Origin of the sequence: Bacilliculturomica massiliensis (assembly GCF_900605495.1) — a bacterium.
Taxonomy (GTDB): domain Bacteria; phylum Bacillota; class Clostridia; order Peptostreptococcales; family Anaerovoracaceae; genus Bacilliculturomica; species Bacilliculturomica massiliensis.
Genome location: NZ_LR027603.1, coordinates 1046347 through 1069722 on the forward strand (window position 1 = coordinate 1046347; position 23376 = coordinate 1069722).

Annotated in this window: 15 protein-coding genes and 2 other RNA genes; 15 read left to right on the plus strand and 2 right to left on the minus strand. The window is 54.3% G+C overall.

Going from position 1 to position 23376, the window contains the following annotated elements:
- Positions 1 to 118 precede the first annotated feature (118 nt).
- From E0E37_RS14090 to E0E37_RS14110, 5 genes are all read left to right on the plus strand, one after another.
- Positions 119 to 1720 (plus strand): S-layer homology domain-containing protein, encoded by a 1602-nt coding sequence (locus tag E0E37_RS14090; protein WP_130863638.1) that lies wholly within the window; start codon positions 119 to 121, stop codon positions 1718 to 1720.
- Between the two features lie 54 nt (positions 1721 to 1774).
- Positions 1775 to 2156, plus strand: an RNA gene (gene rnpB, locus E0E37_RS14095) — RNase P RNA component class A.
- Between the two features lie 481 nt (positions 2157 to 2637).
- Entirely contained in the window at positions 2638 to 3393 is a 756-nt protein-coding gene (locus tag E0E37_RS14100) for an exodeoxyribonuclease III (RefSeq protein ID WP_130863639.1), read from the plus strand.
- Between the two features lie 250 nt (positions 3394 to 3643).
- Positions 3644 to 4378, plus strand: coding sequence for an ABC transporter ATP-binding protein (locus E0E37_RS14105; protein ID WP_130863640.1), 735 nt, complete (start codon positions 3644 to 3646; stop codon positions 4376 to 4378).
- Positions 4379 to 5296 carry a SufB/SufD family protein gene (locus tag E0E37_RS14110; protein WP_130863641.1) on the plus strand — a complete coding sequence of 306 codons (918 nt, stop codon included), beginning with the start codon at positions 4379 to 4381 and terminating at the stop codon, positions 5294 to 5296. It begins immediately after the preceding gene.
- Between the two features lie 125 nt (positions 5297 to 5421).
- Here the strand turns inward: E0E37_RS14110 and E0E37_RS14115 are convergent, their stop codons facing one another.
- Positions 5422 to 6825 (minus strand): MATE family efflux transporter, encoded by a 1404-nt coding sequence (locus E0E37_RS14115; RefSeq protein WP_130863642.1) that lies wholly within the window; start codon positions 6823 to 6825, stop codon positions 5422 to 5424.
- Between the two features lie 255 nt (positions 6826 to 7080).
- On the opposite strand from E0E37_RS14115, the gene E0E37_RS14120 reads away from it, so the two are divergent.
- Positions 7081 to 9141: an S-layer homology domain-containing protein gene (locus E0E37_RS14120; RefSeq protein ID WP_130863643.1), complete on the plus strand. Its 2061-nt coding sequence runs from the start codon at positions 7081 to 7083 to the stop codon at positions 9139 to 9141.
- Between the two features lie 149 nt (positions 9142 to 9290).
- On the opposite strand, the gene E0E37_RS14125 is transcribed toward E0E37_RS14120, so the two are convergent.
- On the minus strand, positions 9291 to 9887 hold the full coding sequence (locus tag E0E37_RS14125; RefSeq protein WP_130863644.1) for a hypothetical protein: 597 nt from the start codon (positions 9885 to 9887) through the stop codon (positions 9291 to 9293).
- Between the two features lie 103 nt (positions 9888 to 9990).
- Between E0E37_RS14125 and E0E37_RS14130 the strand changes: the two genes are divergently transcribed.
- From E0E37_RS14130 to E0E37_RS14170, 9 genes are all read left to right on the plus strand, one after another.
- Entirely contained in the window at positions 9991 to 14256 is a 4266-nt protein-coding gene (locus E0E37_RS14130) for a 2-hydroxyacyl-CoA dehydratase (protein ID WP_130863645.1), read from the plus strand.
- 43 nt (positions 14257 to 14299) lie between these two features.
- The gene (locus tag E0E37_RS14135; protein WP_130863646.1) at positions 14300 to 15022 is read left to right on the plus strand and encodes a YebC/PmpR family DNA-binding transcriptional regulator; all 723 of its coding nucleotides are present in this window, start codon (positions 14300 to 14302) and stop codon (positions 15020 to 15022) included.
- 61 nt (positions 15023 to 15083) lie between these two features.
- Positions 15084 to 15263, plus strand: a non-coding RNA gene (gene ssrS / locus E0E37_RS14140) — 6S RNA.
- A gap of 381 nt (positions 15264 to 15644) precedes the next feature.
- On the plus strand, positions 15645 to 16271 hold the full coding sequence (locus tag E0E37_RS14145; protein ID WP_130863647.1) for a cyclodeaminase/cyclohydrolase family protein: 627 nt from the start codon (positions 15645 to 15647) through the stop codon (positions 16269 to 16271).
- Between the two features lie 39 nt (positions 16272 to 16310).
- Positions 16311 to 16898 (plus strand): RNA polymerase sigma factor, encoded by a 588-nt coding sequence (locus E0E37_RS14150; RefSeq protein ID WP_130863648.1) that lies wholly within the window; start codon positions 16311 to 16313, stop codon positions 16896 to 16898.
- Positions 16899 to 16941: 43 nt separating this feature from the next.
- Complete coding sequence (locus E0E37_RS14155; RefSeq protein WP_130863649.1) at positions 16942 to 18342, plus strand: anti-sigma factor; 1401 nt, start codon at positions 16942 to 16944, stop codon at positions 18340 to 18342.
- Complete coding sequence (gene polA / locus E0E37_RS14160; RefSeq protein ID WP_130863650.1) at positions 18324 to 21023, plus strand: DNA polymerase I; 2700 nt, start codon at positions 18324 to 18326, stop codon at positions 21021 to 21023. The genes E0E37_RS14155 and polA overlap by 19 nt, the downstream gene beginning before the upstream one ends.
- Positions 21020 to 21601: a dephospho-CoA kinase gene (coaE, locus tag E0E37_RS14165; protein ID WP_207302969.1), complete on the plus strand. Its 582-nt coding sequence runs from the start codon at positions 21020 to 21022 to the stop codon at positions 21599 to 21601. Before polA ends, coaE begins: the two co-directional genes overlap by 4 nt.
- Positions 21598 to 23253 carry an ABC transporter substrate-binding protein gene (locus E0E37_RS14170; protein WP_130863651.1) on the plus strand — a complete coding sequence of 552 codons (1656 nt, stop codon included), beginning with the start codon at positions 21598 to 21600 and terminating at the stop codon, positions 23251 to 23253. Before coaE ends, E0E37_RS14170 begins: the two co-directional genes overlap by 4 nt.
- Positions 23254 to 23376: the final 123 nt, after the last annotated feature.

A 23376-nucleotide genomic window follows, 5' to 3' on the forward strand; every position in this document is an offset into this window, starting at 1 on the left:
TATTATGTTATCCGCGATCCGGACGTGATCAGCTTCTGTCGATGAAATAGTGAAAAGCGCGCGGCATCGCGGTATGCAGTTGGTTATGAGTTGAAAGGTACAAGCAAGAGTTGGAACAATGACAGAAAAAGTGAGAAGCAAGATGAAGGGATCCTATCAAAGACCATTGGTGATCTTATGCGCCGCTGCGCTTTGTTTTGCGTCGGCAGCGCCTGTTTTTGCGGAGGGGGACGAGCCGCAGATCGTATCGTCCCAAATAGAAGAAGACCTGTTGTCTGACGAAAAAACTGCTGGAGAAGAGAAAGGACCTTTTCCCAGAGACCTGCAGTTTCACTGGGCGGGGACTGCGGTCAATTCTCTGATGGAAGCTGGCATCATCGAAAATGAGGATGGGCGTTTTAAGCCGGACCGGCCCGCCACCCGCGGCGAGGCGGCGGATCTGCTTGCCGCTTTTCTCAGATACAGCCGTCCGCAGCAGCTCTCCCAGGGAGCGGTAAGCGTAACGTTTACAGATGTGACTTTGGGATCAAAGAGCGCAGGGAGCATTGGAACGCTGGCTGAGAACCATATTTTCTCTGGCTATCCGGATGGGACGTTCCATCCGGAGGAAACACTGTCCAGGGAGGCTTTCGCCTCTATGATCTACCAGACCCAGTTTTTCCTGGAGCAGACGGCGGGAGAGTCCGTGCCGTCCACGGAGGCAGGGATCACAGGATCGGAAATGCCCGATGGAAAATCCGCGGATCCGGCGGCCGGGGCTGCGGTCACAGGACCGGCGGTGACGGGATCGGGGATCGCCGGCACAGGGCCAGCGGCCACGGGTTCAGCGATCACAGGCTCAGCAGTCACGGGTTCAGCGGTCACGGGGCCGGGTATGACAGGGCCGACGGCTTCAAACGGCGGGACCGGACAGCCTGATACCACCGGCGGCTCAACGGAAGAGGCCGTTTTCCCCGATATCAGGGCAAGTTATGCGGCCGAGGCCATCCGCTCTTTGGCGGAACAGAATATTTTCCACGGTTACCCGGACGGAACCTTTCGTCCTCAGGACAGCGTGACCCGTGGGGAAGCCTCCGCGGTACTGTTTGCCCTCTCTGGACTTGCGTCCGTTCCGCCGAAGGTCGACCTGCCGGATGTAAATGTGATCGAAGTGCCTTATATCAGTCAGATCGAGCCGTATGAGGCCTGGGTGGGCTGCGAGGCCACATCGCTGCTCATGGGCCTGAAAGGCAAGGGGTACGCCGCCGCCACGACGCTTCCTGAATTTCTGGATGGAATGCCGAAGACAGAAAGCGACCCGGCGAAGGGATTCGTGGGATCGCCATACAAGCCCGACAAGGAGAAGAAAACGCGCACCACGATCTATCCGCCGGTGCTGGCGGAATATGCGTCGCGGTTTGGGAAGGTTTCCGATTTTTCCGGAAGTTCTGTGGAGGAGCTGCAGGCGGAATTGCTGGCAGGAAACCCCGTGGTCGCCTATGTGACACTGTTTTGGGAGAAACCCAATTACCGGATCTATGATATCGAGGGAGCGCAGCAGCGCCTGCTCAGCAACAATCACGCGGTGCTGGTCTGCGGCTATGATCGGTCGACCATGCGGTACTATATCTCCGACCCCTACAATGTGGAAGATAGGAAAAGTGAGTACAAATACTGGATACCCGCATCCATTTTCGATCCTCTCTACAATGAAAGAAAACACGCGCTTGTGGTAGAATAAAGATTTTTCAGATGACAAGCTGTGGATGATTGTGATATAATCAATATTCGGATATAAGTAAGCCAGGCAGCCGCGTGGGCGGAAGGGATTCCGCATCATGAGGAAAGTCCGGGCTCCGCAGGGCAAGGGTGCCGGATAACGTCCGGTGAAGGTGACTTTAAGGAAAGTGCAACAGAAAACAACCGCCGCGTTTACGCGGTAAGGGTGAAAAGGCGAGGTAAGAGCTCACCGGCGGGCTGGTAACAGTCCTGCGTCAATGTAAACCCCACCCGGAGCAAGACCAAGCAGGGAGGTAATTGCAGGTTCGCCTGCACAATGCCTGAAAGGCGGCTGCCCGTCGCTTCCCGGAAGGTAGGTCGCTGGAGCCTGTCAGCAATGGCAGGTCGAGATAGATGGTTGCCAAATACAGAACCCGGCTTACAGACTTGCTTATATCCATCTTTGATATTAAAAGATCCGGCGAATGTTGTTCTTTCGCCGGATTTTTTATGATATGACATGGGAGATCCTCGATTTTTTCTTTTTGCCGGCAGAATTGGTTCAAAAACGAAAAGAAAATGGGTATAAATTATTATTTATAAAAAATATGGAAAATATTTTTTCTTATCTTTACGAAATTTCTCTCAAAAAGAAAAAAGCGTCATAGTTCGACAAGAAAAACGATAGAAGTTCCTATTGTGTACTCTGTTTTTTTCTGTTTTGGGTGTTTATAGAAGACAAAAAGAAAAAAACAGATCTTCTCATGTTTTCGATGAACTGCTGAGCTGCACTGCGAAAGGAAATGGGGCCCGGCGATGCTGGTGAAAACTTTTTTTCGCCGCGTTCCGTTTAAAACCGGCGTGCAGCGGATATATAAGTTCTCAGAGAATGACTGTGGATATGGATCCGGGCGTTCCCCGGAATGGAGGTATAGGCGGATGAAGTTAATAACGTGGAATGTAAACGGGCTGCGGGCCTGTCTTGGAAAGGGGTTTCTCGATTTCGTGCAGGCCGAGGATCCAGATATGATCTGCATTCAGGAAACGAAGATGCAGGAGGGTCAGGCGGAGATCCCTCTGGAAGAATACTATCAGTACTGGAACAGCGCGGAAAAGAAGGGCTATTCGGGAACCGCCATTTTCACCAAATACGAACCTCTCTCCGTGAACCGAGACATTGAGACGGAGGGACACGACAGAGAGGGGCGCTCCATCACGCTGGAGTATGATAATTTTTATCTGGTGACGGAATACACCCCCAACGCCCAGGACAAGCTGGCGAGAATCGATTACCGCATGGAGTGGGAGGACGCCAGAAGGTCGTATCTTACCAGGCTGGCGGAAAAAAAACCGGTGATCCTGTGCGGGGACCTGAACGTGGCGCATCAGGAGATCGATCTGAAAAATCCCAGGAGCAACCGGGGCAACGCGGGATTCTCCGATCAGGAGCGGGGGAAATTCGGAGAACTGTTGGAGGCCGGCTTCGTGGACTCTTACCGTTATCTCTATCCGGATGTGGAGGGGACCTATACCTGGTGGTCCTACCGCTTTAACGCCAGGGCCAACAACGCCGGATGGCGCATCGATTATTTTCTCGTATCGGAGTCCGTCAGGGACAGGATCAGAGAGGTGACGCTCCGCGACGACGTGTTCGGCAGCGACCATTGTCCCGTGGTGCTGGATATCGACCTTTAGCGCGGGGGATGAACGGCGGATTGGGAGACCGGGTCCATATAGACGGGGGCAGCCCCACAGAAAGACAGATCGCCGGCAGTGTGAAACATGATTTTGTTTCCCTGCCGGTTTTTTTATGGTATACTGTTCCAGGTTACAGGAAGCGGACGGCTGTTCCCAGGGGCGTGAACGACCCGGCGCAAAAGGGGATAAGGTCTGATTTGAAGAAAAAATACCGGGTATCAGTTACCTGGAAAGGGGCGGTATACATATGCTGGAGCTGAAAAACATATCGTTCGGCGTGACGGAAGACGCCGATGAGAAGGAGATACTGAAGGACATCAGCCTCGTTCTCGAAGACAACAGATTTATTGCGATCACAGGGCCTAACGGGGGCGGGAAGTCTACGCTGGCCAAAGTGATCGCCGGAATTAAAAGACCCACGGAAGGCCGCATTCTGTGGGACGGGCAGGATATTACCGACCTGTCCATCACGGAGCGGGCGAAACTGGGGATCAGTTATGCGTTTCAGCAGCCGGTGCGGTTTAAGGGAGTCACAGTGTCCGATCTGATCCGGCTGGCCACGGGAAACAGCATTACCACGGCGGACGCCTGCGAATATCTTTCCGAGGTCGGGCTGTGCGCCAGAGATTATATCAACAGAGAGGTGAACGCCAGCCTGTCGGGAGGCGAATTGAAGCGTATCGAGATCGCGACCATCATCGCCAGAAAGACGAAGCTGTCGGTTTTCGACGAGCCGGAGGCGGGAATCGACCTCTGGAGCTTCAGCAATCTCATCAGCGTCTTTGAGAAAATGCACAGTCAGATCAAGGGATCCATCCTGATCATTTCCCATCAGGAGCGGATCTTGAATATTGCGGACGAGATCATTCTCATCGCGGATGGAAGGGTCGTGAAACACGGCGCAAAAGAAGATATTCTGCCGGCTCTGCTGGGGACCCCGGATATGATGCAGTGCAGATTTGGATGTCAGGAGGAGTGTTAAATGGATTCGATACAGTGGGACCTGCTGCGCGAGATCGCCGGATTTCACGAGATACCGGAGGGAGCTTACAACATCAGGGCGAACGGAACGAGCGTGGAGCGAAATACCACGGAGGAAGTGGACATCGTTTCCAAGAAGGATGGCAGCGGTATTGATATCATCGTAAAGCCCGGAACAAAAAACAGGAGTGTACATATCCCGGTAGTGCTCAGCCAGGCCGGACTCTCCGAAGTGGTCTACAATGATTTCTTTATCGGGGAGGACTGCGACGTGACCATCATCGCGGGATGCGGCATTCACAACAGCGGAGATCAGGACAGCCGGCACGACGGCATCCACCGCTTCTTCATCGGGAAGAACGCGAGAGTGAAATACGTGGAGAAGCACTACGGCAGCGGGGAGGGGACCGGCGAGCGGATCATGAACCCCAAAACCGTTGTGGAGATCGCGGAAAACGGATATATGGAAATGGACACGGTTCAGATCAAAGGCGTGGATTCCACGGATCGCCTGACGGAGGCGAAGTTGGCGGAAGGCGCGTCTCTGGTGGTCATGGAGCGTCTGATGACCCATGGAGATCAGGACGCCAGAAGTGAATTTGCAGTGGAACTGGACGGGGAAGGCTCTTCCGCGAATATCGTTTCGCGCTCTGTGGCCAGAGACCGTTCGCGGCAGCTGTTCGTGTCGAAGATCAACGGAAACGCAGCCTGTTCGGGCCACTCCGAATGCGACGCCATCATCATGGACGACGCGAAGATCAGCGCGGTGCCGGAGATTTCCGCTAACGACCCGAACGCAGCCCTCATCCACGAGGCCGCTATCGGAAAGATCGCAGGAGAACAGATCATCAAGCTGATGACCCTTGGATTGACAGAGCAGGAGGCCGAAGAGCAGATCGTCAACGGATTCCTCAAGTAGTAAAAACAGACGGCAAGGGATAGAAAGAGAAAGCAAAGAAGGAGACGGAAGGCAGAAAGAAAGCGCCGGCGGTTCATACGCACAGAACCGCCGGCGCTTTTTAATGCTGTTCTACACAGCCGGGCTTATGATCGGGAATCCTCCAGAGGCTGGATCTCCTTGCGGTAGATGTTTCTGCAGAAGATGATACTGGCGATCAGGGCGAAGATCTCTGCCAGCGGGAAAGCGTACCATACGGATTCCACCCCGCCCACGCGGGACAGCACATAAGCCATGGGCAGGATCAGGATCAGCTGGCGCAGCAGAGATACCAGCAGACTGAGCATGCCGTGTCCCACCGCCTGAAAGAGGGTGGAGCAGATGATACCCACAGCCGCAGGAAGGAAGCATAGACTGATCAGACGCAGGGCTCTCACTCCGATGGACATCATCTCCTGAGAGGCGTTGAACATCATCATGAACTGAGTGGGGAAGATCTGGAATAGCGCCATGCCCAGCCCCATGATGACCAGAGCTGTGATGAGAGCCAGCCAGAACGCCCGCATGAGCCGCTCTTTGTTGCGGGCGCCGTAATTGTAGCCCATGATGGGCATGGTGCCCTGATTCAGGCCGAATACCGGCATGAAGACGAAGGACTGCAGCTTATAGTAGATGCCCAGTACCGCCACGGCGGCTTCGGAGAAGGCGATGAGAATACTGTTGAGCCCCACCAGCATCACAGACCCGATGGCCTGCATGATAATGGAGGGAAGGCCCACCGAGTAGATGTTCTTCACGGTGGAAGCGTTGAAGCGGAATTTGCTCAGGCTGATGTGCACGTGGTGCTTGAAAGCCAGCAGGAAAAAGAGATTCAGCGCCATGCCGAAGACCTGTCCGATCACGGTGGCGACGGCGGCTCCGGCCACTTCCATCCGGGGCAGCCCGAAAAGCCCGAAAATCAGGATCGGGTCCAATACGATGTTGGTGATGGCTCCCGTGAGGTTGGCGATCATGGGAAGCATCATATTTCCCGTGCCCTGCATGATCTTTTCGCCTGCCACGGAGAGGAACAGGAAGACGGAAAAGACGGTGACGATGAAGCAGTAGGAAGTTCCGTAATCCGCCACCACGGGATTGGCTGTAAACGCGTTCATAAAGGCTCTGGAAAAGAACAGGCCGAATACGGTGAAGACCATGGCGGAGATCACGAAAAGGATCAGGCCGTGGTCCGCCGCGCTGTCCGCTTCCGCCTGCTTCTTTTCCCCCAAACGGCGGGAGATCAGTGAACTGAGACCCACTCCCGTACCCACCGCCACAGAGATCATCAGCATCTGCACGGGAAATACCAGTGAGACGGCGGTCAGAGCCGGCTCTCCGATCATGCCCACAAAGACGCTGTCTACAATATTATAGAGAGCGTTGATCAGCATGGAAAACATGGCGGGCACAGACATGGAGAACAACAGCTTGCCCACCGGCATCGTCCCCATTTTATTCAGTTCGGCGGGGATCTGTCCGCCATTTTCTTTTAATAATTCTGTTTCTTTCATCTTTCGTTTCTTCCTCACTTCCCCGTTCTTCTTCAACGGTTTTTTCTTTTATATTTTCAATCATGCTATCTTACCATGATTAAAATTTATTTGCAAGACAGGATATTATAAAAAAAGCAGGCGGCTTCCCCCCTGTGAAAAAGCGTTCTGTCTCTGATCATTTCAGAAAATTTTTCATTATTTCCGGAACTTTTATCTGAAGAATCCGTCTAATCAATAAGTGTTGATTCAGAGAAAAAAGGAGTGTGTTAAAAGATGAAGCGTTTCATATGCACGGCATTGTCGCTGGTTATGGTTCTTGCAGCGGTGTTTCCGGTCTTTGGAGAAAGCGGCGGCCAGGATCTGGAAAAGGCGATCCGCATCGTAAAAAACGCCGCGGCCATACCGGCTGATTTTTCCGAGTTCAATTATTCCACATATGAGGAGAACGGCGCCGAGGGAAAAAAGGTGACGGTCTGGAATCTGGAGTGGAGCAGGGAGGACGGAAGCGGAGGGATCAGCGCTTCCGTGGACAGTCAGGGAAATCTGAACAGCTATTATAAGTACGTTGACAGAGAGGAGAGCGGGCTGGCGAAGGTGGAGCGGGAAGCCGGAAGAAAGCAGGCCGATGCGTTCCTGAAGGGAGCTATGCCGTCTCTGGCCGGACAGATGAGGGCGGTCAGGGAGAAAGAAAACGCCTCCTCCACCGGCGATCTGTGCTACACGTATCAGCTGTATGTCAACGATGTGCCGGTCTCCTTTATTCTGGCCGAGGTATATGTAGACAAGTACAGCGGCGGGGTGCGGCAGTTCAGCGGACTTTCCGCAGGACAGAGCGTGCCGGAGTTCCCGGCGGCAAAACCCGCTTTCCCGGCGGGAGAAGCCGTCCAGCGCTATGCGGAGACAGCCGGCGCGGAGCTGAATTATTACACGTACTATGACAGTCGGGAAAAAAAGCTGACCGTCTTTCTGGGGTACAATATGGATCAGAGCAGCGGCAAAGCTCTGAACGCGGAGACGGGGGAGATGGTGAGCGTCTACAATGATTATCACTGGAGGTACGGAAGCACTGCCAACGCCAAAGACATGGGCGCCGGCGGCGCTTCGGAAGAAGCCGCGCTGACGCCGGAAGAACAGTCGGCCGTTGAAAATGTGGCGGGTCTGATCAGCCGGGAAAAAGCGGAAAGTCTGCTGCGGGCGGCGGCCGGTCTCAAGAGCGGTGCGAAACTGCAGAGCACTTATCTGGGCAAAGAGTACACCCAGCCTGATGAGTACCGCTACCGGCTCAGCTTTGACGGAGCCTACGGCGTCGTGGACGCCAAGACCGGGGAGGTCCTTTCCTTCAGTATCTATGACAGCGGCGACAAAAAGGGGAGCGCAACGCTGAACGAGGAGCAGGCCGGAGCAAAGGCCGAAGCTTTCGCAAAGAAAATGGCGCCGGAGAAATTCGCGCAGACCGTGCTTAAGGAAAGCGCTCCGGATGTGTCCGTTTACAAGAACAGCGGGCCGGAGGAAAAAGAAGCTTACACGTTCTTCTTTCGCAGATCGGAAAACGGCATCGGCGTGGCCGGCAGCGGGCTGACTGTGACTGTGGATGCCAGGGACGGAGCGGTCACTTCTTACGAGAATGCCTGGCCCAAGGTCTCATTCCCGGACGCTTCCGGCGCGATCACCAGCGCCGCAGCCTTCGAAAAGTTTAATGAGAAAGGAAATCTGCAGCTGACCTATGTGAAGACCGCGGCGGATCAGGTATCTCTGGTCTACACTTTTGAGAACAGCGTCACATCCTACCTCATCGATCCCTTCAAGGGAACGCAGATCGATCGGAGAGGAAAGGCCTATCAGGACGGACTGATGCCCGAGTACGGAGATATCGCAGGCCATTGGGCGGAGTCCACCATCCGGGCGCTGCTGAACAACGGCTATTATTTGAGCGGGGACCGGTTCCTGCCGGAGACCGCCATCACGCAGGAGGATTTTCTCCGTTACCTGTACGCTCCCGGCTGGGCCGGTGCGGATCAGGATGAGCTGTATCAGATGCTGGAACGGAGAAAGATCGTTCTCACAGGGGAAAAAGCGCCGGAACGCGCCGTGACGCGGCAGGAAGCAGCCAAATTCATGGTCCGTTATCTGGGCTTCGATAAGCTGGCTCAGAAGAACAGCATCTTCAAAGACCTGTTCGCGGATAAAGTGGAGGACAGCTACAGGGGATATGCCGCCGTGTGCTATGGGCTGGGCGTTATGACAGGGGACGAAAAGGGACGCTTTAACGGCGGCGCGCAGATGACCAGAGCGGAAGCCGCGTCGGCGCTGTATCAGCTTTTAAACGTGGAATAACGGCATACAACAAAAGTCAGAAGGACGGCTCTAAACAGAGGACCGATTCAAAAGGGGTCTGAAAATACAAAAAGACCGCGGCCTTGCTCCGGAAAACGGGAGCGGGGCCGCGGATTTTTTTGTTCAGCGTCCGGGCGGACTTCTGCGCGCTAAAAATATGGATAGACCACGTCTGCGTCCCCATCCTCCCGGAACGAGGAATCGTAGACCACCAGGTCGAAGATCAGCGGATCGCGGATCAGATGAGTCCATACGGTGTAAGTAGCCTTTATAAAGGAAGGAGTCAGCTCCATCCGGTCCCGGATCAGCGGACAGACATAAGGCAGCTCCAGATCGGAACGTATGAGGACCAGTCTGCCATCCGCCGTGAAATGAGGCGCCAGAGGAAAGAAACGGCATTGCAGCGGCCGCATCTCTCTGGGACAATGAGGCGCGCAGCTGCAGCGGACAAAATAGATCTTGCCGTGCCAGGAATCCGGAAAGTCGAAATCCTCTGCGTCTTCCACGGTCCAATGGAGCCAGTTCTCCTTTCTCGTGAACAGTTTTTCTTCTCCGGGAAGCAGATAGATCCCCATCTCCGTTTCCGAGCCGTATTCCCCCGTCAGCTTTTCATCTCCCGTCAGATCCGCCGGTTCTGAACAGCAGGCGGCTCCGCACAGCAGGCCGCAGTCTCCGGGCAGGGGGCTTACCCGATCCAGCAGGCGATAGATCGCCTGATATGTTCTCTTTCTGATTATACTTTTCATAATAAGGGTATTGTATCATAGAATGACCAAAAGCAGAACAGCAGGAGTCTTTTCTTTTTGGAGGGGCTATGATATAATTTTACAGTTAAAGGAGAAGTGCAATATGAAACTGGGAATCGACATCGGCTCAACGACTGTAAAGGTCGTACTGCTCGATGAAAAAAATAATATATTATTCAGCAGATACGAGAGACATATGTCCAACGTGTTTGATAAGGTGAAGGAACTGCTGGAAGTTCTGAACGACCAGATGCCGGGCGTGTCGGCAACCATGTGTATCACCGGCTCCGGGGGACTGTCCCTGTCCTCGCTGGTCCGGGTGCCGTTTGAGCAGGAAGTCATCACCTGCAGCCGGGCTGTAGAAACGTTTATACCGGATACGGACGTGGCCATCGAGCTGGGCGGAGAGGACGCAAAGATCACATTTTACGGTTCCGCCATCGAGCAGAGGATGAATGGGACCTGCGCCGGCGGCACAGGGGCTTTCATCGATCAGATGGCGGTGCTTTTGAATACGGATGCCGGCGGTCTCAACGAGGCGGCCAAACATCACAAGATGATCTATCCCATCGCCGCCCGCTGCGGCGTGTTCGCCAAGACGGATATCCAGCCGCTGATCAACGAGGGAGCCGGCACGGAAGATCTGGCGGCTTCCATTTTTCAGGCGGTGGTGAATCAGACCATCAGCGGTCTGGCCTGCGGCCGGACCATCACAGGCAACGTGGCATTTCTGGGAGGGCCGCTGTCTTTCCTGTCGGAACTGCGCCAGCGGTTTATCGAGACTCTGGAACTGACGCCGGAGCACATCATTTTTCCTGAGGATTCTAAATTCTACGTGGCCATCGGCGCAGCGCTGCTCTCTGAGAAACATCCCTGTCTCTCTGTAGAGGAAATTCTGTACCGTCTGAACAATGCGGAGCCCTCCGCCATGTCGGAGACTAAGCATCTGGACCCGCTGTTCCGGGATTTTCAGGAGTACAGAGAATTCAAAGAACGCCACGACAGGGATAAGATCAAACGGAAAGACATACGGAAAGCCAGGGGAAAAGTCTATCTGGGCATCGACGCCGGGTCTACCACCACCAAGGCCGCCCTCATCGACGAGGATAAATATCTGCTCTATTCTTTTTATAAGAGCAACGAAGGAAAACCGCTGGAGGCCACGCTGACCATGCTGCGTGAGCTGTATGACCTGCTGCCGGAGAACGCGGTCATCGCCAACGCGGCGGTCACCGGCTACGGCGAAGGGCTGATCAAAGCCGCCTTCGGCGTGGATATGGGCGAGATCGAGACCATGGCCCACTATAAGGCGGCGGAGGAATTTCTTCCGGGAGTGGAGTTTATACTCGACATCGGCGGGCAGGATATGAAGTGTATGAAGATCCGCGACAACGCCATCTATAATATCATGCTCAACGAGGCCTGCTCCTCCGGGTGCGGTTCCTTCATCGAGACCTATTCCAAGTCCGTGAACATGGGCGTAGAAGCCTTTGCCAACGAAGCGCTGTTCGCCAAGGCGCCGGTAGATCTGGGAACCAGATGCACCGTGTTCATGAATTCCAAAGTAAAGCAGGCCCAGAAGGAAGGCGCCACCATCGGCGACATTTCCGCCGGACTTTCCTATTCGGTGATCAAGAACGCGCTGTACAAGGTGATCAAGCTGAGGGATCCTGAGGAAGCCGGCAGCCGGATCGTGGTGCAGGGGGGAACGTTCCTGAACAACGCGATCCTGCGGAGCATCGAAAAGATCATGGGAAAAGACGTGATCCGTCCGGACATCGCCGGGATCATGGGCGCTTTTGGCGCGGCTCTCATCGCCAGGGACAATTACATCGAGGGCACCGAGTCCACGCTGATCCGTCTGGAGCAGATGAACTGTTTCACGGTAACGAACAGTCATACCCGCTGCAAGGGCTGTGAGAACAACTGCCTGCTTACGATCAACAAATTCAGCGACGGCAAGAAATTTATCACTGGCAACCGCTGCGAGCGGGGAGCGGGCAGGGAGGCGGAGGACAAGGCGCTGCCCAACCTGTTTGAATACAAGTACAAGAGGCTGTTTTCCTATACGCCGCTGGCGGAGGAATTTGCCAAACGGGGAACGATCGGCATTCCGCGGGTCCTCAACATGCACGAAAACTACCCCTTCTGGTTCACGTTTTTTACTGAACTGGGTTTTCGGGTCGTGCTCTCGCCGGTATCTTCCAAATCCATCTATGAGCTGGGAATGGAGACGATCTCTTCCGATACGGTGTGCTATCCTGCCAAACTGGTCCACGGTCATGTAAAATGGCTGGTGGAGCAGGGGATCAAATGGATCTTCTATCCCAATATCAATTTTGAGCGCGAGGAGGATCCCGCCGCGCCCAATCACTACAACTGTCCCATCGTGGGTACGTATCCGGAAGTGATCGCCCACAATATGGACGATATTTTCGCGGAAAAAGGCGTTGAGTTCTCTCACCCATTCCTGCCCTATGACAACGACGAGCGGCTGGTCCGGCGCCTTTACGCGCTGCTGCGGGACAGAAACATCGGCATGTCGGAGATCAACCGGGCGGTGAAAGAGGGGAGAAAAGAGGATAAGCGTTTTAAGAGCGATATTAAGCGTCAGGGCGCTTATGCGATCAAGTATATCAAGTCCAACAATAAAAAAGGCATCATTCTGGCGGGCAGGCCTTATCATCTGGATCCGGAGATCAACCACGGCATGGATAAGGTGATCACATCCTTCGGTATGGCGGTGCTCACGGAGGATTCTGTGGCTCACTTCACAGATCTGCTGCGTCCCATCCGCATTCTGGATCAGTGGATGTATCACTCCCGGCTGTATAAGGCGGCGGAGGTGGCCGGCAGAAACGACGATATCGAGCTGGTGCAGCTGAATTCCTTCGGCTGCGGTCTGGACGCCGTTACCACGGATCAGGTAGAGGAGCTCTTAAAAGAGAAGAATAAACTGTATACCGTGCTCAAAATAGACGAGGGCTCCAATCTGGGAGCGGCAAAGATCCGCATCCGTTCCCTGAAAGCCGCTATGGAAGAACGGGAGAAGAATCACATCCGCCACAGCATGGAGGATAAACCCTTTGAGCGCAGGGAATTCACCCGGGCCATGAAGAAGGATTTCACGATCCTGGTGCCGCAGATGTCGCCAATTCACTTCCAGTTCCTGGAGGAAGCGCTGGCTCACGGCGGATACAAAGTGGAGCTGCTGCCCTCCGTGGATAAACACGCGGTGGAGGAAGGGCTGAAGTACATCAACAACGACGCCTGTTATCCCACCATCGTTGCGTTGGGGCAGATCATCGGCGCGCTGAAATCAGGCAGGTACGATCTGAACAAGACCGCGGTGATCCTCTCGCAGACAGGCGGACAGTGCCGGGCCAGCAATTACATCGCGCTGCTGAGGAAAGCGCTGGCAGACCTGCGGATGGAGCAGGTCCCTGTCATCTCGGCCAATTATGCGGGGCTGGAGAGCAACCCGGGCTTTAAATTCACGCCGGGCATCATCAAACGCGCGGGAATGGGCATGGTGTATGGAGACGTGCTCATGCGGGTGCTCTACGCCACGCGTCCCTATGAAAAAGAAGCCGGTTCGGCCAACGCGCTCTACGATAAGTGGGTGGCGGCGGCCAGAGAAAATATCTCAAAGGGAAGTTTCTCGAAGTTCAACAAGAATTTGAAGGCCATCGTGGAGGAGTTTGACCGGCTGCCGGTACTGGACGTCAAAAAGCCGAAAGTCGGCGTGGTGGGCGAGATCCTGGTCAAGTATCACCCCACAGCCAACAATGATATCGTGGGCATCATCGAGAGAGAGGGCGGAGAAGCCGTGGTATTGGATCTCATCGACTTCTTCCTCTACGGAATGTACAGCAAGGAATTCAATTTCAAATATCTCTCAGGCACCTATAAGGCCATGCTGACCAACAGCGCGGCGATCCACGTCGTGGAGGGCCTGCGGGCCGGCGCGGTGAAGGCCCTCAATGAGAGCCGCAGGTTCCACGGCCCGATCCCCATACAGGAGATGGCAAAGAAAGCCGAAAAGATCACCTCTCTGGGAAACCAGTGCGGCGAGGGATGGCTTCTGACGGGAGAGATGGTAGAGCTGCTGGACAGCGGGGTGGAGAATATCGTGTGTCTGCAGCCCTTCGCCTGCCTGCCCAACCATGTGACAGGAAAAGGTATGCTGAAGGCCCTGAGAAAATACAATCCCATGGCCAATATAGCGGCCATCGACTACGACCCGGGCGCCAGCGACGTCAATCAGCTGAACCGTATCAAGCTGATGATGGCCACGGCTTTCAGAAACCTCCAGCGCTCGCAAAATGAGGGCGCGGAAGAAGAAACCGTTGAAATCGGACAGCTTTAGTGGTATACTACTAACGCTTAGACAAGAATTAGGAGGAATATTTATGGGTAGACATGGTACAATTGCCGGAAGAAAGGCAGCGCAGGATTCAAAGCGGGCTGCCGTATTCACGAAGTATGCCAGGGCGATCATCGTCGCGGCGAAGGCCGGAGGCGACCCCAACTACAATGCTTCCCTGAGAACCGCCATAGATAAAGCCAAGGGCATCGGCATGCCCAATGACAATATAAACCGCGCCATCAAAAAAGGAACCGGAGAGCTGGGAGGAGAGAGCTATGAGAGCGGCAGCTTCGAGGGTTACGGCGCAGGCGGCGTGGCCGTCATCGTAGACGTGCTGACGGACAATAAAAACCGGACCACGGCGTCGGTGAAGCACGCTTTCGACAAATTTGGGGGAAACCTGGGCGTTCCGGGATGCGTATCCTACATGTTTGACAGAAAGGGCGTGATCGTCATCGAAAAGACGGATTCCGTCGACGAGGACGCCTTGCTGGAAGCGGCTCTGGAAGCGGGCGCAGACGACATGGTCACCTATGAGGACAGCTTCGAGATCCTGACTACGCCCGATGTATTCAACGACGTCTGCGACGGACTCAAAGCCGGGGGCTACGAGTTTGTGGAAGCGGATATCGACTATGTGCCGTCCATGGAATCCACGCCGGCCGAGAGCGATCTGAAAAATCTCAGAAAGATGATCGAGACGCTGGAAGATGACGACGACGTTCAGAAAGTCTACACCAACAGCACCGTCGATCTGTACGAGTAATATTACAAAAAAATCATTTTTCCGTCTACATAAACGACGGGAAATGATGTATAATAAATCTATAATCCTGGAGTGCTCGTTAAGGTTATGTAATTTAACCTACAGAGAGTTCACGGGACCTCGGGTTTCCGTCGCCTATGTCAGGCCGCCTTCGCAGCGGAAGACAGAAGCAGGAACAGAGGACCCACCTATCAAGAGATAGGGTGTGAATTCGTAACCTGACGGCACATTCGGGATTTTTTTTATAACACGGGAAATATCGTCCGCTGACATTTCCGCGTGTTTCAAAAAAGTTACCTTATGAAAGTGAGCCCACAGGGCGGATCGCGTTTCTGAAGGAAGCTTTTTTATTATGCAGGAAATATCGCGAAGCGATATTGACGGAATAACAAAAAAGTTTTCTCTGTGAAAGTGAGCCCGCAGGGCGAATCACGTTTTCAATGGGGACTTTTTTATTTTCCGGAAATTTATATTATTCGGTCTGTGTTCTTGTCAACATGGGGTATTTTAGGATAGAATAAGTATGTCTGTGCGCAGCGGACGACGGATAGGCGCTGAAAGCGCGGGAAACTGCGGCAGAGGGAGAAGAAATCAGACAGAGTGAGAGCGGGAGGAAGGGCGAATGTTACATAAAAGCTGTGAAGAGTGGATTGCCGAACTGGCTTCAGGGGCTCCGACGCCGGGAGGCGGAGGCGCGTCCGCGCTGGTGGGCGCTGTGGGAATCGCCCTCGGAAGTATGGTCGGAAACCTGACGGTAGGGAAGAAAAAATATGCCGACGTGGAAACGGAGATGCAGGAGCTTTTGAAAAAGTCGGACGAGCTGATGAAAAAACTGGAGGATCTGGTGGAACAGGACGCGCTGGCTTTCGCTCCTCTGGCGGCGGCATACAGGCTTCCGGCAGGAACCGCCGAAGAAAAGCGCGCGAAGGAAGACGCGGTCCAGGAAGCGCTGATAGGAGCTACCGCATGCCCCATGAGCATCGCGAAATGCTGCTACGACGCCCTTGAACTGCTGGAAGAGTACGCCCACAAGGGAAGCGTCATGGCCGTCAGCGACGCAGGCGTGGGAGCGGCGTGCTGCCGGGCGGCACTGGAGGGAGCGCGTCTGAACATACTGATCAATCTGAAGCTGATGAAGGATGAGGACAAAAAGCAGTTTTTTAAAGGAAGGCTGATCTTGGTGGTGGACGAGGGGATCGCGCTGGCGGACCGGATCTACCAGTATGTGAGAGAGCAGCTCACCGTATAATAATTGGATTCTCTGAGATGATTTAAGGAGACGGATGAAGTGGCCGATTTACAGGAAAGGGAGCTGATCACGCGGGCGAAAGCCGGCGATGAGCCCAGTTTTGAGCAGCTGATTGTCCGCTGCAAGACGAGGGCTTATAATATCGCACTGCGCTATATGCGCAATGAGGATGACGCTCTCGACGTCCTGCAGGAGAGCTTCATCAAAGTGTTCCGTCATCTGCCCTCGTTTAAAGAGGAGAGCAGTTTCGACACCTGGGTGTACCGGATCGTGGTCAACACCTGCAACGACATGCTGCGAAAGAACAGCGGCGCGAAAAAGATCGACAGCGTGTACGCGGGGGATGGGGAGGACGAGGAGAAGATCGTTCAGATACCCGACCGCTCGCCCACGCCGGAGGAAGCGCTGGAGCGCAGGGAGAAAGCGGAAATGATCTTGAGATCACTGGAACTCCTCAGCCCGGAACAAAAGGAGATCGTCATACTGAGGGATGTTCAGGGATTTTCATATGAGGAGATCAGCAGTATGCTGGATTGTTCCCTGGGCACGGTGAAATCCCGCATCAACAGAGCGAGACTGAAATTGCGTGAGATTCTTCTGGAACAAAATCAAAACTTTTTCGTCTAATTTATGAATGAAGAAAAAATGAAAGGGAAAGGAGGGGGAGCAAATGAGAAACACAGACTGTGAGAAGACAAGAGAACGGCTGTCCGATTATCTGGACGGATCGCTTTTGCCGCAGGATAGAAACGCTGTGGAGGAGCACTTAGGTCAGTGCGGGAGATGCAGAGAAGAAGCGGAACAGCTGAGAGAGATCATGAGTCTGCTTTCTGAAATTCCTGCGGCTCCCGTTCCGGACCGTTTTGATCTGGATCTCAGAAGGGCGCTGCGCCGGGAGATCGAAGCGCAGAAGGAGACAGAGAAGATCTCTGGGGAGAAAGATGCCGCGGTCGTTTTGCCTGCGGAAGATAAAGCAGTTCGAAAAGAGAGGAAAAGACCCCGTTGGAAAATAGCCGGCGCGGCGGCAGCCGTATTTATGGTAGGGATCCTGTCTGTGGCGATGATGCAGGACGGCGTGGGAATTCCGCTCAGGGATCTGGCTATAGACAAAAACAGAACGGCGGAGGAGACGGAATCGGCCGCTGATTCAGGCGGAGGAGCCGGGCAGGATCAGGGCTGTCAATACAGTATCGTTGCAAAGCAGCAGGCGGAGGAAGACGGGGACGAAGTGCTGCGCGGCGCAGCCGGGCCCGCCGGATCTGACGCCGAAGTTGAAGCTGCTTCGCCCGCTCCGCAAAACAGCGGCGGAAATATAGTCATGTATCGCAGCGCTATTACAGAGGACGCCGTCTCCCCGACCGGCAGCGGGTCTGCCGGCGGCGAAGCGGCCGGAGGGGCAGCGCAGGACCAGGACGCGTCCACACCGGCGCTGATGGCCACAGGGGGACTGGAGACGAACACGGTCCTGCCGGGACAGGGAGAGACCTCCGAGATCACGGATTCCGGTCTGTCCAGAGGCGCGGGCTTTTCCAGTCAGGATGAATACAGTCGGGCGTGCGCGGAATGGATGGGCGAATACGTGGAAGCCCTCAATACAAAAGATGCGGCCTTATTTTCAGATACCGTTGCAACAGCCGGCATAAATGGGTATACTACAGATGCAGCCTCGTTCACGATGAAGCTCTACGAGGATTATCTGGGAACGGGCGAGTTGACCTTCCGTCAGCTGCACAGCAGTTCGATCAAGCTGGAGAGCAGCTTCCTGATCGAGGGCAGCCGCAGGCAGGTCCGCATGGACATGACAGGCACTTCTTCCGGGCTTTCCGCCAGCGAGATCTTATTGGATCTGGGTCCATGGCTTTCCGGCCAGATCTCAGAAACTGATTTTACGCTGGAAGGCTACGACGTGAAAAACGGAGGAAGCGAAGTCGTATTCCGTATTGAAACGGCCGTCTCAGCCGATGAGTCCGGTTCCGACGGCGCAGAAGACAAGTACGGGGCGGCCGATGAAAGCGAAGGAAATGAGACGAAACATCAGGTAAAGGAAATCGTATGGAAAAAAACAGAATAGTGATAATTGATGGCAACAGCCTGATCAACCGGGCGTACTATGCCATTCAAAGACCCATGATAACAAAAGAAGGACTGTACACCCACGCGGTGTACGGTTTTCTTAATATGCTGAGCAAAATACGAACGGACTACGAGCCGGAATATTTGATGGTGACTTTTGATAGAAAAGCGCCTACATTCCGCCATGAACAATATGAGGAATACAAGGCCGGCAGAAAAAAGATGCCGCCTGAGCTGGCCATGCAGCTGCCTCTGCTGAAAGAGGTGCTGGGAGCTATGAAGATCCCCATGCTGGAGATCGACGGATTTGAGGCGGACGATATAATCGGCACGGTAGCCAGGCGGGCTGAGGAAGAGGGCCTGTCCCCGCTGATCATCACGGGAGATAAGGACGAGCTGCAGCTGGCCACCGATGTGACCAGGGTGCTGATCACCAAAAAGGGTATATCGGAATTTGAGATGTTCGACCGTCAGGCCATGATCGACAAGTACGGCTTTACACCGGATCAGTTCATTGATTACAAGGGACTGATGGGCGATCAGTCGGACAATATTCCCGGCATCCCGGGAGTGGGTGAGAAGACCGCGCAGAAGCTGATCCTGCAGTTTGGCACGGTGGCCAATCTTCTGGCGCACACGGAGGAGATCAGCAACGCCAAGCTGAGAGAAAAAGTAGAGAATAACGCGGAGCTGGCGGCCATGAGCCGCAGGCTCGCCACCATCTATACGGACGTGCCCATTGAGATCGATCTGGAGGCGGCCAGAATCGACACTCCGGATTACGAGACGCTGATCGCCCTTTACAGGAAGCTGGAATTCAACAGCCTGCTCAAGAAGCTGAGCGCTTCCGGCGAGGTAAAAGAGAGCGGAGGACCGGCTGCGTCTGAAAAAAAATGGAAGAGACCAGAATACAGGATCCAGGTGATCGAGGATGAAGCGTCAGCGGAAACGGCCGCCCGCGCCGTAGCGGAGCAGGACGGAGCGGTGCTCAAGGTCTGGTCCGATGCAAATCACAGGAAAACCCCTGAGATCACCGGGATCAGCGTTCTGTGCGATTCTGTGTGCTATTATTTTAATACGGATGATCAATCTGTGCTTAACGCATTGAGCCGTGTCTGGACGCAGCGTATGCCATCTTTCTGCGGTCACAACCTTCAGTGGGACATCTATGCCCTGGCCGCCGGAGCCGGCATGGACGCCCACAGTTTCCGTCCGGCATTCGACACGGCCATCGCACAGTATCTTCTGGAACCTACCAGAAGCAATTATGAGCTGCCGACCATGGTCCTGGAATATCTGGAAGAGAGTTTTCAGCCGGAGAAGGAATTCCTGGCGGACAACGGCCAGACCGACATGTTCTCCGATCCAGGACAAAAGATGGCTGATTATGGCGCCAGGTGGTGCGCTTATGTTTACGCGCTGAAGGGGATCCTGGAAGAAAAGATGAAGGAGAAGGAGCTGGAGGAGGTTTTCTACCAGGTGGAACTGCCTCTGATCAGAGTGCTTGCGGGCATGGAAGTCCAGGGCTTTGCCGTGGACAGGGAAGAGCTGCTGAGCCTGGGCGAACTGCTGAACAGCCGGATAGCTACTGCGGAGAGCAGGATCTACGAGCTGGCCGGCGAAAGTTTCAACATCAATTCTCCCAAACAGCTGGGCGTGATCCTCTTTGAAAAGCTCAAGCTCCCGGGGGCGAAGAAGACCAAGACCGGCTACGCCACCGGCGCGGAGATCCTGGAACGGCTGCAGGACGAATTTGAGATCGTGGCGCAGATCCTGGAATACCGCATGCTGACCAAGCTTTCCAGCACTTATGTGGAAGGGCTGCTCCCTCTGATCGACGACAATGGAAAGATCCACGCGCATTTTCAGCAGACGGTGACGGCCACAGGGCGCATCAGCTGTACGGAACCCAATCTGCAGAACATTCCCGTGCGCCAGGAATTGGGAAGACAGCTGAGGAAAGCGTTCGTCCCTGAATCCGATGAATATACTCTGGTAGGCGCCGACTATTCGCAGATCGAACTGCGGGTGCTGGCCCATCTCTCTCAGGACCCTCAGCTCATCGAAGCGTTCAACGAGGGGCAGGACATCCACCGCATCACGGCTTCTAAGGTCTTCGGCGTGCCCGAGGATGAGGTGACCAGCCTGCAGCGGAGCAACGCCAAGGCAGTCAATTTCGGCGTCATCTACGGCATGAGCGGATTCGGCCTTTCCAATGAACTGAATATTACCAGAAAAGAGGCGGAGAACTATATCAGCGAGTACTTCAAAAAGTATACGCAGGTCAAGGAATACATGGACCGGCAGGTGGAACACTGCAGGGAGAAGGGGTATGTGACCACGCTGATGAACCGGCGCAGGGACATTCACGAGATAACAGCGGGCAACTATATGGTGCGTCAGGCGGGAGAGCGTCTGGCGATGAACACTCCCATCCAGGGCAGCGCGGCGGATATTATCAAGCTGGCGATGATCAAGGTCAACGATGCGCTGTACAGCCGGTGCGCCAGGTCCCGCCTGCTTCTGCAGGTCCACGACGAGCTTATCATCCAGGCGCACAGAGACGAGCTGGAAACGGTGAAGAAGCTGCTTGAGGAGAACATGGAAAATGCGGTGAAGCTCAGCGTCTTCCTTGCTGTGGATCTAAATACGGGAGAAAGCTGGTACGATCTGAAATGATGGTGATCGGACTGACAGGAGGCATCGGAAGCGGAAAATCCACCGTCTCCGACTACCTCGCGCGGAAAGGCTGCGCCATCGTGGACGCCGATGGGATCGCCAGAGAGATAACGGAGCCGGATTCACCGGTGCTGGAGAAGCTGAGCAGGACTTTCGGAGCGGAGATCATCAATCCGGACGGAAGTCTTGACCGAAAAAAGCTGGGGCGGATGGCCTTTGCGGATGAGGAGAAAAAGAAAAAACTGGATGAGATCACTCACGGTGAGATCCTCAGACGAATCGAAGAGCGGGTGGCTGCGTTTCAGGGGGACGTGATCTTTCTGGACGTTCCGCTGCTCTTTGAGACCGGTCTTGAGCGCCTGACCGATCAGGTCTGGGTGGTGGACGCGGAGGACGAGGAGCGCATCCGCAGGGTCAGACAGCGGGACGGGCTCAGCGAGGAGGAGATCAGAGACCGCATCCGGCGTCAGATGCCCAGAGAAGAAAAGTGCGCCAGAGCGGACCGGATCCTGTGCAATTCCGGCGCTCCGGAAGAACTGTATCTGCAGATCGATCGTTTACTTGGAGAGATAGAATGAAAAAACGTTGTTCCATATTTTTGGCCATTCTCACCGCGGCGTCTCTGCTGCTTTCCGGCTGTGAGAGCGGCGTGGATTTTCTCATGAACAATACGGAGGAAACCGAGACGACCACCACTTCCACGGATATATATATGCCCATCGAAAACGTACGCACCCTGAATCCGGTGGTCAGCAAGGACGAGGACACATACTATATCGACAAATTGATCTACGAGGGCCTGTTCGCTCTGGATGAGACGCTGCAGGCGCAGCCTTTGCTGGCCCAGTCCTATTCCTATGAGGATGACGGATACTCTGTTCTCATCACCCTGAAGCAGGGAGTTTACTGGCACGACGGGGAAGCCTTCCAGGCGGACGACGTCAAGTTCAGCATAGACAGTTATCTCAGCGTGCTGTATTCCAATCTCTCCCTCTACAACAGCTATGTGGACAATATAAAATCCGCCCGGGTCCGGGATGATCATACGATCCAGATCTATTTTAAAAACAACAGTGACGTGGCGGTGGAAAAGCTCACTTTTCCCATTATCCCGAAGCATAAATTTAAAAACGTGAACGCGGTCAAAAACAGTACGGAGAAATTCGTGCCTGTTGGAACGGGACCGTACAAAGCGGAGTCTGTGGATGTGAACAAAGAGATCGTACTCACGGCGAACCAGTCGTATCACGGGGATGTAAAGGCCCAGAACAGGGTCTGTTTCCGCGTGCTTCCCGATCGTCTGGACGCGGTCAACCTTTTCGACATTAACGATCTGACCACCACATTCTCTAAGAATATCGACAGAGACACGCTGGTGAACAATAAAGACGTGCAGTTGGTATCGTTTCCCTCCAACGAAGTGGAAATGATCGGCTTCAACTGTCAGAGAACTGCGCTGGCCGATCCGCTGGTGCGGAAAGCGCTGGCGTGCACCGTGAACGTGGACGAGATCCTGGAGACGGGGTATTACAACAGCGGCGTCAGAAGCGACAATCTGTATTATCCCGGTTATCTGGGCGTTGACAGCACAGAAAAGCTGCTGTCCGTCGATATCGGCGAAGCAAAAAAGCTGCTGGAGCAGGCAGGCTATCTGGATCGGGATGGAAACGGCTTTGTGGAGAGCGCAGCCGGCGATGAAATCTCCATTGAGATACTGGTCAATCAGGAGGACGGGTCGCGAACGGCTGCGGCGCAGATCATCCGCGACGGATTTTCCAAGCTGCCCATCCACGTGACCGTGGAGCAGACAGACTGGGATTCTTACTCCGCGAAGGTGGCCTCGAAAAATTATGACGTTTATATCGGAGGTTACCGCATACAGGACAACTTCGATCTGAGATTTTTGCTCCATTCCGCCGGCGGCAACCCGGCGGGGTATGTGAATCCCGAACTGGACCAGCTGCTGGACACCATGGAATCCGGAGTGACCGCGGCAGAAAAACGCAGCGCTTTTAAAAGCGTAAGAAATATTTTGACGGAAGAGACCCCTTATTACTGTATGTTTTACAAGACATACGGTCTGATATCAGCCAAAGGGCTCACCGGTACCATCAGACCATATTTCGTGGATCCCTACAACGGCTGTGAGGACTGGACCGTTACTTACAAACTCAAAAATCAGATCCTGGACAGTCAGGATCAGGAACAGGAACCGAAGCCCCAGGAATAGAGGAGCCGTCTCATGGCCGGCGCAAAAAGCCGGCGATCTTTCCTCAGAACATTTCCTCAAAACAGTTGAATTTTTTCTTTACAAACGACCCGCGCTATGGTAATATATTATTCGCGGGTCAGT